12 protein-coding genes are annotated in these 14,416 nt (G+C 49.3%); 7 read left to right on the top strand and 5 right to left on the bottom strand.

Features of this window, described 5'->3' with window-relative positions; translation table 11 throughout:
* Positions 1–12: 12 nt before the first annotated feature.
* The 7 genes from N7U64_RS09230 to N7U64_RS09200 all read left to right on the top strand — a co-directional run bounded on the left by N7U64_RS09230 (position 13) and on the right by N7U64_RS09200 (position 7,114).
* Entirely contained in the window at positions 13–879 is an 867-nt protein-coding gene (locus N7U64_RS09230; RefSeq protein WP_318929533.1) for an ABC transporter permease subunit, read from the top strand.
* Positions 876–1,898, top strand: a complete 1,023-nt coding sequence (locus N7U64_RS09225) for an ABC transporter permease (protein WP_318929532.1) — start codon at positions 876–878, stop codon at positions 1,896–1,898. Before N7U64_RS09230 ends, N7U64_RS09225 begins: the two co-directional genes overlap by 4 nt.
* Positions 1,899–1,906: 8 nt before the next feature.
* Entirely contained in the window at positions 1,907–3,334 is a 1,428-nt protein-coding gene (locus tag N7U64_RS09220) for an FAD-binding oxidoreductase (RefSeq protein WP_318929531.1), read from the top strand.
* A 10-nt stretch (positions 3,335–3,344) separates the two neighbouring features.
* Entirely contained in the window at positions 3,345–3,941 is a 597-nt protein-coding gene (locus N7U64_RS09215; RefSeq protein ID WP_318929528.1) for an MFS transporter, read from the top strand.
* A gap of 15 nt (positions 3,942–3,956) precedes the next feature.
* Positions 3,957–4,658, top strand: coding sequence for an ABC transporter ATP-binding protein (locus N7U64_RS09210; protein ID WP_318929527.1), 702 nt, complete (start codon positions 3,957–3,959; stop codon positions 4,656–4,658).
* Positions 4,658–5,788, top strand: a complete 1,131-nt coding sequence (locus N7U64_RS09205) for an ABC transporter permease (protein ID WP_318929525.1) — start codon at positions 4,658–4,660, stop codon at positions 5,786–5,788. Before N7U64_RS09210 ends, N7U64_RS09205 begins: the two co-directional genes overlap by 1 nt.
* A gap of 147 nt (positions 5,789–5,935) precedes the next feature.
* Positions 5,936–7,114, top strand: coding sequence for an MFS transporter (locus tag N7U64_RS09200; RefSeq protein ID WP_318929523.1), 1,179 nt, complete (start codon positions 5,936–5,938; stop codon positions 7,112–7,114).
* Positions 7,115–7,187: 73 nt separating this feature from the next.
* Here N7U64_RS09200 and N7U64_RS09195 read toward each other — a convergent pair whose 3' ends face one another.
* The 5 genes from N7U64_RS09195 to N7U64_RS09175 all read right to left on the bottom strand — a co-directional run bounded on the left by N7U64_RS09195 (position 7,188) and on the right by N7U64_RS09175 (position 14,410).
* Positions 7,188–8,300 (bottom strand): MFS transporter, encoded by a 1,113-nt coding sequence (locus N7U64_RS09195; RefSeq protein WP_318929520.1) that lies wholly within the window; start codon positions 8,298–8,300, stop codon positions 7,188–7,190.
* Between the two features lie 185 nt (positions 8,301–8,485).
* A complete protein-coding gene (locus N7U64_RS09190; RefSeq protein ID WP_318929519.1) occupies positions 8,486–11,056 on the bottom strand; it encodes an ATP-binding protein in 2,571 nt (856 codons plus the stop codon).
* A 216-nt stretch (positions 11,057–11,272) separates the two neighbouring features.
* Positions 11,273–11,806, bottom strand: coding sequence for a hypothetical protein (locus tag N7U64_RS09185; RefSeq protein WP_318929517.1), 534 nt, complete (start codon positions 11,804–11,806; stop codon positions 11,273–11,275).
* 70 nt (positions 11,807–11,876) lie between these two features.
* Positions 11,877–12,293, bottom strand: coding sequence for a hypothetical protein (locus tag N7U64_RS09180; protein WP_012369866.1), 417 nt, complete (start codon positions 12,291–12,293; stop codon positions 11,877–11,879).
* On the bottom strand, positions 12,293–14,410 hold the full coding sequence (locus N7U64_RS09175) for a DNA topoisomerase III (protein ID WP_012369865.1): 2,118 nt from the start codon (positions 14,408–14,410) through the stop codon (positions 12,293–12,295). Before N7U64_RS09175 ends, N7U64_RS09180 begins: the two co-directional genes overlap by 1 nt.
* Between the last annotated feature and the right edge of the window lie 6 nt (positions 14,411–14,416).

The raw sequence follows: 14,416 nt of genomic DNA, 5'->3' as shown, positions 1-14,416 counted from the left end.
AGGAGGAACAATATGTCGTCGTTTATCATTCGTAAAACTACTCAACTTGTTTTTGCTTTTCTTGTTTTAGTCGGGATCAGCGCTCTGCCGGGTTTAATCGTTCAGATGCGGCCGGATTTTCCGGGCTATTTCAAAATGGTCCAACAACAGCTCGGTCTGTTGACGACCTCCGCCCCGTTGACTTATTACAATGTCACCGCTTCTGAAAAAAGACCGCTGATGCCTGATCTCCAGCCGTTCATCCAGGAAACGCTCGTCATTTTCACCAGTGCGCTGATCTGTTCATCGGTCGTGGCGTTGCTTTATGCCTTTTTGTTTTACCGGACCGGATCAAAAACCCGGTCCGTCCTGACACAATCCGCCCGGCTCCTTGAAATGATTCCCGATTTGTTTTGGATCATCGTTTCCCAGTCCATCATCGTTTTTTTATTCAAAACGACCGGATTTAATCAAATTGAAATTGCCGGCGGATTCGCAGACTCGATTCGTTTCCTGCCGATTTTGACCTTATCATTGACGACTGTCTTTTTCTTCATCAAATGGTTGACCGGCCGGATTCAGGAAGAACAGCATGCGAGCTATCTGGAGTTGGCCCGTGCTAAAGGCATGCACTCGAACCAACTGTTTTGGCAACATTTGATGCCCAATCTGTTTTATCGGTTTTATCTGTTTTTCCGGACCAACACCATTACGATTCTGTCGAGCCTGGTCGTCATCGAGTATGCTTTTAACGTCCAGGGACTGTTCCGTTTTATCTTGATTAATCAAGATTTTTCGGTATTACTCGTCTTGTTGCTCCTCATTTACGTACCCTTTTTCATTTTGGATACAGTGGCAGAACTTTGTATCCCTCGCTCGTGGAAAGGAGAGATCTCATGAGACGTGTTTTACTGCGTGACCCCGTCTTTTGGATGTGTCTGCTGTTCTTCGGGACCTTACTGATACTCAGTTTTGCCAATTCCGTCTTTCGTGATGGACAGGTCGATCAAATTCAGAATCTCTATTCAAAGGATGGCACATTTATCGCCACCTCGCCGCTTGAACCGTCTGCGGAGCGGTGGCTCGGGACGGATCGTTCCGGAAATGATTTGTTTCAGGTGATGATTGAAGGTGCCAAGTGGACGATCGGTATTTGCGTCAGCATCGCTTTCGCCCGAATCGCTCTTGCGCTGCTGATTGGCATCCCGCTTGCTTTTCGGAAGAAACGGCTGTACACGGCATTACGACTGCTGTTAGACGGTTTCTTGATCCTCCCGATTTCGCTGATTGCGTTATTCATTCTGTTACCGGCGTTCCAGTTCGTCGATCCCGCCGAGATTCCGTCTACGTTCTCACGGGTCTTGCTTGAAATCAGTGTCTTGACGTTACTCGGTTTACCGGCACTCGTGCTGTATTTCATCGGTGAAACCCGGCAGCTGCTCGCTCAAGAGTTCATGCTTGTCGCCCGGACACTCGGCGGGCGTCCGGGCTATCAATTCCGGACACACATCTGGCCGCACCTGTTGCCGACGTTGACGATTGTCTTCATGCAACAGTTTGTCCAGACATTGATGGTCCTGATCCATCTCTCGTTGTTTGGCATATTTTTCGGCGGAACACTTGTCTTGTTCGAAGGTAATGCTGCCCCGACGATTTTTGAATGGGCTTCCCAGTTCGGTTATTATTTCTTTCAGTTCACGGCCGTTTCCTGGATCAACCATCTGTTTTTAGTCCCGGCGATCACTTTGGCTTTGCTCGTGTTCTTTGCCAATCTACTGACGAGCCGCCTCGAGCGTGCTTACCGCTTGCGGCGACAACAAATGATTCCCACTGTCCCGCTTGCTGCAGCAGACGCGGAAGCCGCAGCGAGCCGCTTATCCGACCCGTTTGATCCGGTCGACATCTCAATCAAGTCTTAGGAGGATGTATGAAACGAATAGCTGTTGGTACCGTCATGGTAGTGTATATGACGGTTTTTAGTTTTTCACTTTGGACTTATCAACATCCGGTCCTGACTAGTTCCGACCAGTCGAAGTTACTCCCGACCCGTGTCAAACAGATTCGTTCGGCAACATCGACGAACGATCTCAAGTCCTGGGTTGTACAAGCAAAACAGCGGCAGGAAACCGTTTCTGTCGCCGGTATGCAACACAGCCAGGGCGGACAAACCTATCTCCCGGATACGACAGTTCTCGATATGACGGATTACGACCGGATTTTGGCATATACACCGGACACCCATCGGATTACAGTCCAAAGCGGAATCACCTGGGCCGAAATTCAGGAGCGGATTCAGCCGGACGGACTGGCGGTTCAGGTCATGCAATCCCAAAACATCTTTACGGTCGGTGGTGCCCTCAGCGTCAATGTCCATGGCCGGGATATCCGCTACGGTTCCCTGCTCGATACCGTCGATTCCTTCCGGCTGTTGAAGGCAGACGGTACCGTCGTCCATGTCAGCCGAAACGAAAACGCGGATTTATTCCGCCTCGTTCCCGGCGGATACGGACTGTTCGGCATCATTTTGGATGTCACCCTGAAACTGACCGACGACGAATGGTATACCGAGCAGACCGTCGCTTTGGACTATCATGATTATCCGACTTATTTCCGTCAACATGTACTCGGTGATGCTGACGTCCGGATGCATATCGGACGTATTTCCGTCGCGCCGGACGGGTTTTTCAAAGAGATGTATGTGACGAATTATCATAAAGCCGAACGAACGGTTCCGATTGAAGAGGAACCGCTTAAGCAGGAAACAATCATTGCCCTGCCGAAAGCCTTACTCGGTCTCTCCCGGTACAGTGACTTCGGCAAAAATAAGTTGTGGTCCTTCCAAAAGTCGTATTTCCTGCAGCAGAGCGGGACGTATGAATCCCGGAATAATGTCATGCGGTCCGACAGTGCTTTCATGGAATATACCAGTCCCGGCCGGACGGAGTTACTCCAGGAATATTTTGTTCCGGTTGATTCGTTTGTTTCCTATATCGATCAGTTGCGGACGATTTTAACGACCGACGAATTAAATGTCTTAAACATTACGATCCGCTATGTCGAGCAGGATAGAACGGCCGCCTTGTCTTATGCCAAACAGGATATGTTTGCCCTCGTCTGGCTGATCAATACGGAAACGGATCCGGCATCCATCAACGAAACGAAGCGGATCGTCCAGAAATTGATCGATGCGACACTCGAACATCAGGGCAGTTACTACCTGCCGTACTATCCGTTTGCGACACGCGATCAGTTCACCGCAGCCTATCCGAATGCCGCTGCTTTTAAAGCCGCGAAACAACGACAGGATCCGAAAGGACTTTTCATGAACCAATTCTATCTGGACTATTTGAAGTAAGGAGACAACGATGAATTATCCACTTTTTGTTCGTATTCAAAGTATGACCTTAATGAGCAGCAGTATCATTTTCCCCTTTTATTTGTTACTCGTCCGGCAAATCGGGGATTCCTATGCCCAGTTCGGTCTGGCCTACGGTCTCTTCACGCTGACGTCAGCGTTCGCCTATCTCGGTATCGGTCGTTTAAGCGACCGGTTCGGCGACCGGTCCCTGCTGATTTTCCATACGTTCGGTATGGCACTGATTTTATTGTATGTTCCGATTGTCACGTCCATCAGTCACGTCTACCTGATTCAAATCATTATGGGAATACTCGGGGCATTCCAAAAGAATACGGAAAAAACCATTCTCGCCCGGCAGGAACTCGCTCTGACAACGGTCGGTCGGACAATCGGCCGCTATCACTTTAAGACGTCCCTCTGGTCGGCGCTCGGCATCATCGCCGCCGGTTATCTGATTGATTTTTTGACGATCGGCAGTCTCTTTTATATCATCTCTGCCGTTTATTTTTATGTAACGGTCCGTTTACTTTGGGATCGGCCGCGTTCCGAAAAAAAACAGGCGGATCCTTCATCGTCAAGCAGCGAAGCGGGTATAAAGAAGTAGAAGGGATGTGATGGCATGATTGATGTAACCCATTACTCACAGACATTCGGAAAACGAACGGTCTTGACCGATGTCCAGTTTTCAATCGGTCGGGGGGAAATCGTCGGATTGATCGGACCAAGCGGCTCCGGCAAAACGACTTTAATCAAGTCCTTGATCGGTCTGCAGCAACCGACGACCGGGACGATTACCGTTCTCGGAACACGACAACCCTCACTCGCACAAGCCGAGAAAATCGGTTATATGGCACAATCTGATGCGCTCTATGAAGACTTGACGGCAAGAGGGAATCTCAAATACTTTGGAAAATTGTACGGTTTGAAAAAAGCACGGCTTCGGGCCCGGATCGAAACCGTCCTTGAATTCGTCGATTTAAAAAAAGATGCCGAGCGTCCGATCCATCAGTTTTCCGGCGGAATGAAGCGTCGGCTCAGTCTTGCCATCGCTTTGATTCATGAACCGAGTCTTTTACTGCTCGATGAGCCGACGGTCGGGATTGACCCCGCCCTAAAAAAAACATTTTGGCATGAATTTGAACAACTGCGTCAATCCGGTGTAACGGTACTCGTCACGACACACGTCATGGATGAAGCCGAGCGTTGCGATCGTCTGTTATTAATTCAGCACGGTCGCCTGATCGAAGCCGGTACACCGGACGATCTGATTCAACGCTTTGGTTCCATCGATGAAGCTTTCATTCAAAAGGAGCGAGTCTGATGCAAACTCTGACGGTAGCGGAACGTGTCATTTCACAAATTTTTCGGGATAAACGGACGATTGCGATGATGTTTCTCGCTCCACTGTTTGTCCTGTTCTTACTGTCAACGATTCTCGGGTCGAGCTCGGATGATGTGACGATCGGTACGGTCGATCTGCCGACAGCCTTTCAAGATACGTTAAAAACAAAAACCGATACCCGCACCTTTAAAGACAAAACGGCCGGTGTCACTGCCATGAAGGATCGCGAAATCGACGCCCTGATCACCTTTCAACAGAATCAGCCGCAAGTTTTGATTGAAGGTGGCGATATTTCAAAAAATGCAGCGGCGCTTCAAGTCATTCAGGAGACATTGATTACTATCCAGGGACAACAAGCGTCTGCTGCCAATACGAAACTTACGGCAGCCGTTAAACAGTTGCAGCAACAGCTGACTCAATTGACGAATCAAACGTTTGAAACACCGCAACCTGTCACACCGGCCGTCACTAAACCCGACATCCAGTTTTTATACGGCAATCCGGACGCTGAATTGTTTGACCAAATCGCTCCTGCCTTAATGGGCTTTTTTATCTTCTTATTCGTTTTCATCATTGCCGGTGTCAGCTTTTTACGGGAACGGTCGAGCGGCACACTGGAACGGACACTTGCGACTCCGCTCAAACGGTCGAGCATTGTCTTCGGTTATTTCGTCGGTTTTTTTTTATTCGTCACGATTCAAACGATTCTCATCCAACTGTTCATCGTCAACGTACTTGACGTGACGCAACAGGGGAACTACTTCCTGCTTTTGTTCGTCAATCTTCTGACGGCAAGTGTCGCCTTGTCACTCGGCTTACTGCTGTCGAGTTTTTCCCGGACGGAATTTCAACTGATTCAGTTCATCCCTTTAGCAATCGTACCTCAGATCTTTTTCAGCGGACTGTTTGATTTGAGTGATGCGCCACTTTGGGTGGAAGTCATCAACCGATTGATGCCGTTGACTTATGCTGCGCACGCCTTGCAAAATATCATGACTCGGGGCTACGGGTTGCAGGACATTTGGATCGACCTCGTCGTGCTGGCAGGATTTGTTGTGTTATTCGTCGCCCTCAACATGCGGGCACTCAAAAAACAACGCCCGGTCTGAGTTCATTGACCTCATTTGCCCGATTCCATTGACAATCCATTTTTTTCCTTATACAATCAAAAAAAAACGCGAAATGAGGCTGACCGATGTAAATTCATCTATTTATCCACCCACTAACTAAATACGAACGATGTGGAGGTTTTATAGATGAACCGATTTACAACTTTACTGGTCAGCCAGTGGGTAGCAAATGCGGGAGATGCGCTCTACATCGTCGCTCTCATCGCTACCCTGTATGCTGAAACCGGACAAGCAAGTACTGCCGCCCTGTTCCCGATTGCCGTGACGGCAGGCATGACGCTCAGCGGATTTTTCTTTGCCGATCTCGCAAGACGGTTCCGTCATGCTTCGCTTTTGTTATCCAGTCAGCTTTTAAAAACGATCAGCCTCGGTCTGATTGTGTTTCTCGATTTACCGTTCGGTTATCTGCTTGGATGCGTCGTCTGGATTGCCTTTCTCGACGGGTTTGCCCGGCCTCTCGAAAGTGCCTTCCTGCCGCGGATCACGGACAACCTTCAAAAAGCCAACAGTCTGGTTCAAGGGACAAACCAAGTTGTCCAACTGGTGATGTGGCCGCTCGGTGCGATTTTTGTCAGCCTCGGCTCCCCCGGTCTCGTCCTGACGATTTCGTTCGGCTTATTTGTTTTGGCAAGTCTTTGGACCGGTCTGTTTCGTCATCAGGTCCGTCAACTCGCGGATCCTGTCGAAGAAACGCAGGAAACACCGTCGTTCCGGTCGAGCTTCCGCTATACGTGGACGACTGAACCGGCCCGGCTGAATACGACGTTGCTCGGCATCGATGCCTTTGCCAGTACCGCCTGGATTTCAGCGTTATTCCTTGTTTATATTGATACGCATCTCCATGTGTCTGACAGCTGGTGGGGCATCTTAAATGCCTTTTACCTGCTCAGCATGATCGGCGGCAGTTATTACATGCTCCGCCGGACCAAGTCCGCTTCCCTGTTAACGCTGAGCGTGGCGTTATCGGTCGGAGCCACCGTCTTATTTGCGTTCGCACCGTCTGTGGTCTTTGCCGTTGTCGCCTGTGTGTTGCAGGGTGTCTCAAGCCAACTACGGGCAATTGAGCTGACTACCCGTTTGCAGGAAGCGACGCCATCCGCCCGCTTACCGTACGTCTACAGCATGCAACAAACCGTCTATACGCTCAGTTTTTGTCTAGGCAGTCTGCTGTTCGGATTGCTTGCGGACCGTTTGAGCATCGAGACCGTCTACTGGATCGCGGCCGCGGTCGCTCTGCTGATGTTCCCGGCAGCCCGGCGTTTGCATGATACCGTTTTGATCAAGCAGAAACAGCGCATCTCGTAGGACAAGCACCCAAAAGAGAGGTTTTTTCAGGTATCGCCCCTGGAAAAGACCTCTCTTTTTTATCTGTTCGTTCCTATCTTTTTTGGTGAAATACCAACAACCCTATTCCCATCAACAGACAGACAAGTCCAAGTGAGAAATAGGCTCCGCCAAGACCTGAACTTTGACTGATTTGACCAAACCCCAATCCGATACCGATCGTCACCAAACTCTCAAGCATCGACAGCATCGAGCTACCCGTCGCCCGAACATCATCCGTCAAAATGCCCTGCAACCATGTCGTCAGGACTGGTTCCGACCAGCCGTAAATCAAAAACAGACCTATTAAGACAAGGACGGACCATCGACTGTCCATCACAGCGAGTAAGATAAAACCGCCTCCATACACAAGCAGAAGAACGATGAGCGGAACGAACGGACGGTCCGGTTTAGGCAAAAGATTACCGAGTCCCTGGGCAACCATCAAGCCAATCAAGATAATCCCAAACCAGGAAACGGAAATGCCTTGATCCTGAACATACAATTGCCAAAACTCGTCCAAGAACGTCAATGTCGCCCCAAACGAAATGCTGAGTAACGTAATCCGGATGAACGAAGGAACAAGGTTCCACCGACGCCAGTCGTAACACGTAACAGAAACTGCCGGTCGTCCGGATTTGTCCGGTTCAGTCAACAAGCAACTGACAAAAACAGCCGCCGTCAAACAACCAAGCGAGAGATAATAATGCACCGTCAGCTCATACGATGTCGCAAGCCATGCTCCAATCAGCGCCGCACTACCGGTTGCTGCAAGGCCTGCCGCGTTTATCCGACCAATCGTTTTCTCAAAACGGTCCTTTTCCTCTAGTTGCTCCATCGTTTCGTAAATCAATGCCTCTTCCGCTCCGCTGACAGCGGCACTTCCGATTCCGGCTAACACCATGCCGAGTAAAAAGGACGACAGTTCGTACGCCTGAAGCAAGATTACAAACGATAACGTTTCAAATAGTGTTCCTGTCAGCAGACTGATTTTCCGTCCCAACCGGTCAGCGAACAAACCAAATGGGACTTCTAGCATCACCAATGTCAGGGCAAAGACGATTTCAGCATAGACGACGTCCTGAACCGTCATGCCGCGTTGTTGCCAAAACAACCGCTCAATAACGTAAGCTGGCAGACACGCAGTCAAGAAACGAATCAGATACATCAGTCGAATGTTCCGCCGAAGTCGAACTTAACAAGGCGGTCGTATATGTTTCATGATGGATTCCTCCTTTTTGAATGTTATCCTGTCACCTGTTTTTTACTTTTCCCGTTTCTGTTTCTTCCGAATCGGGTTACACAAAAAAACAGACAACGGATAATCCGTTGTCTGCTTCTGTTTCAGTCTGCTTATCTTTTATGGTCTTTCGTATGTTCCGTTCCGGTAATCGTTTCAAGCGAACTGATTTGTTCGAACGGCAGTTCAATCGTAAAGATTGAACCGCTCCCTACTGTTGATTCCACATGGATCAACCCGTCATGGGCCCGGACGATTTCCTGGCAGATCGCGAGGCCGAGGCCGGTCCCGCCGATTTTCCGGCTGTCGGAATTATCGACCCGGTAAAACTTACTGAACACTTCCGGTAAGGCGTGTTGCGGAATCCCGATTCCTTCATCAATGATTTGGATCCGTAATCGGTCCTCCAGCTCTTCCAGCTTAAGCTCAATCTCTCCGCCGTCCGGTGAATACTTAATGGCATTATTAATCAAATTCCCGAATAATTGCCGCATTTTTGGTTCGTCCGCTTCAATCCAACGAAGCGGCCGGTCCCCGGTTTCGAGTGTCAATTGGTGATGACTCGTTGAACCGGCATGGAATTCGGCAACTTCCTGAATCAAGTTCCGAAGATCGAGTTTCACGAACTGATACTGTTGCTGACTCGATTCCATGCGCTGAACATCAAGAAAATCATTGACGAGACTCGTCAGACGTTGCGTCTCCGAATGAATCGTCGTCAAGTACCGTTGCTGACGGTCGACAGGCAAGTCTTTTGCGAGCATCAGCTCGGTGTAACCAAAGATCGAGGCAAGCGGCGTCCGCAACTCATGGGATACTGTCGAAACGAACTCTGACTTCATCCGGTCGATACCGGTTTCGATCGTCACGTCCCGCAGGACAAGCATCGTTCCCCGGAAACGACCGCCGTATTGAATGCCTTCCGCGTAGACTTGAACGAACCGTTCTTCTTTGTTTAAGGATAAAGACAAGCCTTCGGTCGGAATATCGTGACGACAGACCCGGCTCATATATTCAAGAAACGCATCGTGCTGGTCGACCTGGACAGCCAACTCTTCGATTTTGACATCGAGTGTCATCAACCCCTCGTTAAATTGATCGTGGGACGGATGATGGAATAAGGCCAGTAATGGTTTATTGGCAAAAATCTTGTCATCTTCGATATAAATGACCGCTTCACGGATCGAGTGCAACAGCTTCGATGTTTTCTCGCGTTCCCGCTCGATTTCATCAAACACCCGCATCCGAAGCAGAGACAAGGCCAACTGACGGGAGAACGACCAGATTTCTTCCGTTTGTTCTTCATTGAACTGATCCCGGTAACGGACCAGATAAATGCTGGCAATCATCGTATTGGTCGACGGATCCATCACCGGAACGACCGTTTCATACATGCTGTACGGGTACGGCAACGGATGATCACTCGTCACTTGTTTCGTCGAACGGACGGCATGCTTATGCATCCGGGCCCGTTCCAGTAACGAAATCGAAGAGTGTAACAACTGATGCTGCTGATCCGGTGTCATACCGTACGATACGATATCCGTATAGCGGTCATCGTCAAGGAAAACAATCGCCCCGAGCTCAGCATCTGTAATCGTAATCAACTTTTCAATGATGGCCGGATACGCCGTCAACGTCTCACGTGAAGCGAGCGTTTCCGTCAACTCGTTGCGATACCGCAAATGCGTTTCGTTTCGCAACGTAGTGTCGAGTGCTTCTTCCAGTTCCTCTTGTTGCATCTGCAGCTCTTCCTGCTGGGCAACGAGTTCTTCCTGCTGACTCTGCAGTTCGTCGTTACTCGACACGAGTTGCATTTTCTGCGAAGAGATCGAGGCAGCCATCTGATTGAAGGTGGTCGTCAGTTCGCCGATTTCATCCCGGGCATTTACGACCTTGATCGGTGTCGCGTCCTCGCCTCGGGCAAGACGGCTGCTTTCACGGTTCAATTGACGCAACTGTCCGGTTAACCGTGAAACAAACGGTCGGACGAGCAAGGCAATGATCAACAGCAGGACAGCAAGATTAATGAATCCCAATACCTGTGAAGCGTTAACCTGTTTTCCGAGCTTTTCTTGTGCCGCGAGCTCTTGTTTGTTTAAGGAGTTGCGGTACTTTGTAAAGACGGTCTCCATGTCGACGATACTTGAGCTCATATCCGCCGCACTTTTCGTCTTGATGTTGAACTTCCGTTTCGGATCGAGTTTAGGCGCCTTCGTAACTTTTCCGAGCGTTGCCATCTGCAGGAACGGTTCGGTTACGTCTCCGTCTTTTTTGGCAGCGACGTAGTTCGTCAGACTCGGCATGACACGTTGTGTGTACGCCGTATACAGCGATCGGGCGTCTTTTGCATACTGCTTTTCTTCTTTAAAACGGGCATTTTTCTCAAACCACGTAGTTTGTTGATTGATATTTTCTTTTTTCTTTTCAATCTCTTCAAGCATTGCTTCATCACCTAATAAGACGAATCCGCGCATTTCATACTGAAGACTTTGCCATGATTCATATAAGTTCGTCGCACGTGTCCGATGATCGTTTAATGTCAGCAGTTCCTGACGTGACGTCTGAACCTGATTTTTCGTATAAAAATAAACGCCGGCTGAGGTCAGCACGAGTGTCAATATAATCATATAGAAGGCAGACATAATTTGGCGTCCAATCGTTCGATTAAGCCATGACTTCATCTATTCATCCCCCTCTACTTGTAAATACTTAAAATAATGTTTCTAAACCTTATTCTAAAGGTTTTTTAAGCAAAACCACTAAATATGCTCAAAAAAGACCACTTTTCATCTAACTTTAATCTAAATGCTTGTATATTACAAAGAGATGTCAAAAAACGGGGGATTTTAGGACGATTCATCAAAAAATCCACTCCAATTATTGGAGTGGACGGATCATTAAAAGTTAGAATGATTGGAGTGATCATTCTGTTGCTGATTGACGTGCATCTGATGATGGTCATGGTGATGATGCGTACTCGAATGACGGCGGACAGGTTCTTCATCCGCGAGCGGATCCCCCATCAACACACCGAGTCGTGCATATTGTGCCGCGATGTCTTGTTTGGTGGCCTCCTGTACCTGATCCGTCTGTTGAATCAACGATAAAATCCCTTTCGCCAAACGAATCGGTTCGAGATTCGTCTTTTCGACCGGAAACGATGACAAGGAGCGGAGATAATCCAGATACCGCTGTGCACTTTCCTCCGACGGTGTCACGAGTTCCGAAGCATGATGCCGGAGCGACTTCGTCAGACTGTGTGTCGAGGCCCCCTGTGTAATCATCGAAAACAGACCGATGACGAAAACACATACGATGATTCCAAAAAAGATCATCATAAAAACCGGCATTCCGGAAAAAAAGCCGTCACCTTCGATATACAGCAACAGTCGGTTGCCGTTAAGCGATGAAGCGATTCCTGAAAACGACATAAAAGCCCTCCTCGTTTCGTGTGATAGTTACTCTTACGCAACACGAACCAGGAGGGTTTCCGTTTTTTTGTTAAGTTTCTAAGGAAACTTCCGCATTAAACCAATCTTCGACGAATAAAAAGCCATCCGGCCGGTCAATCCGGTACGAATAGAGGACGGCGAAATCACCGTCTGTCATCATCGGCAAGGTCAATTCCCGTAAGACTGCTTTCACCTCTTCCGTCATCACCGTTTCGTAACGGACGAAATCGTCTTCCCGGGTTTCCTGCTCCGTTAAATACGGCAACAGCAAGGATTTTCCGAACGATTGCGGATCATCGATGACTTCGGCCGTCACCCCGAACAATTCCTCCGCTTCTTCGATCAAAGCATCCGCCTGCCCGATCGTCACTTCGTTCGGAAACCAGACCGTCAGCTTTGTCCCCTCTTTTAAAAATTGTTCAAACATCGGGATAAAGGTTTTATTCTCCATTAAATCGTAATACATCAAGCTTCTCCCTTCACGAACTCAAATTTCAATTGGTGTTGTTCCAAATACAGCATCGCCTGGAAAGTCCGCCCGTTCTTTTTCATCTCAAGCGGTTTTGTTTTTCCGTTCGCGAGCATTTTTTTCAGCTCGGTTTGTGTCAGACGCGCCCCGAGTATCGTCTTCGGCAGGGTAAACCCGCAATTGTTTTTCTGATAGGCACTGCACCCGTAAAACTTTCCACGATCAAGCAGTTCCGCCTGACAGACGGGACAGATGCCGACCGGCCGGTTCGTGGCGCCGCGCGCCCGTTTAGCCGGAACTTGCGTCGGATCGACTTCCAGTTGTTCCACCCGTGTTTTCGCATCCTGGACTAAATGCTGGGACAGCTTCTTCGCCTGATCGACAAATTGGGCCGCGGATGCTTCCCCTTTGCCGATTTGGTCGAGCCGGCTTTCCCACTTTGCCGTCATCTCCGGGGAAGCGAGGATACTGCCGCTGACGGCTTCAATCAAAATCCGCCCTTTTGCTGTCGGATGGAGTTCTTTTTTCTTGACTTGAATGTATTCCCGGCGTTTCAGTCCGTCGATGATGCCGGCGCGTGTCGCTTCTGTTCCCAGGCCTTCGATTTCCTTCATGATGGCTTGCAGTTCATTTTCGAGCACTTTCCCGGCTGTCTTCATTCCGAGAATCAGCGTCCCTTCCGTATAGCGTTTTGGCGGTTCCGTCTGTTTCTCGAGCAGCTTTGCTCCTTTGATTGGTACCGGCTGACCGACTTCCACTGCCGGCAGCTCCTGCTCTTTTGCTTCGATTTTCAAGACTTTCTTGAAGCCGAGTTCAAGCGACCGGCTGCCTTTCGTCAGGAAACGGTCCTGTTCCCGTTCCGTGATGATTTCCGTTTTTTCCGACCGGGCATCCGCTGCAAAGGCAGCTAAGAAACGGCGGACGATTAAATCATAGACTTGCGCATCGCGTCCGGACAGTTTCGCAACGGCTCCCGCTTCTTCCGTCGGGATGATGGCATAGTGATCACTGACCTTCGCGGAATTGACGTACCGTTTATTATTCATCAGATTGTTCGTCACGAGATCCGTCAGTTCGGTATACTCCGGCTGTTTCAGGAGCCGGTTTAAAATCGCCGGAAACTGGCTCGCCTCGTCTTTTGAGACGAAAGACGAATCCGTCCGCGGATAACTGATCCAGCCCCGGATATACAGTTTTTGCGCGATATCGAGTGTTTCCTTTGCCCCGAGTCCGAAACGGCGACTGGCTTCCGTTTGCAACAGCGATAAACTGAACCAGAACGGCGGTTTTTCGACTTGTTCCGTCTTTTCGACCGCTGCAACGGTACCGGTTCCTGTTGTTCGGGCAACGATTGCTTCCGCAAGGCTCCGTTCCGTAATCTTCGTTTGTTTTTTCGGATTGATGTACTTTCCGGTATACCGGGTAAAATCGGCCTCGACTTCAAAAAACGTTTCCGGACGGAAGTTCTCAATTTGTTTTTCCCGTTCCACGATCAATGACAATGTCGGCGTCTGCACCCGTCCTAGTGAAAAGACATCGGCGATGCCTTTTTTCTTGAGCAGCGTCGTATAGGCCCGGGAAGCATTCATCCCGATTAACCAGTCGGCACAGGCGCGGCTCATCGCCTCATGAAACAGATTCTCGGTTTCTTTGCCGTCGAGCAGGTTCGCGAAACCGTGATCAACGGCCTGTGGTGTCAGACTGGAAATCCAAAGGCGCTGAATCGGTTTTGCGTTATTGGCCAATCGGAGAATCAATCGGACGATTGCCTCTCCCTCTCGCTCGGCATCCGATGCTATAATGATGGAAGTTGTCGTCCGTTCGTTCAGTAACTTCTTGATGACTTGAAAGGTTTTGCTTTTTCCCCGGGATAACCGGTAGTCGAACCGTTCCGGGATGATCGGAAGATGGTCATAGTTCCATCGTTTCCATTTGGCATCGTAATGGGCCGGTTCCTGGAGTTCACATAAATGGCCGACGGCATAAGCAAGCTTTGCCCCCGCCGGAAACCGGTCACACGGTTTGATTTCAATATATCCGTCCCGCTTGACCGATGGATACGGTGCTGCGAGTTTTTCAGCTTGTTTTGGTTTTTCCGCAATGATTAATTGCATTGGTTC

Source organism: Exiguobacterium sp. K1 (assembly GCF_033721435.1).
GTDB lineage: Bacteria > Bacillota > Bacilli > Exiguobacteriales > Exiguobacteriaceae > Exiguobacterium_A > Exiguobacterium_A artemiae.
The sequence above is the reverse complement of the archived record's forward strand: the minus strand, read 5'-3'. Positions and strand labels throughout refer to the sequence as shown.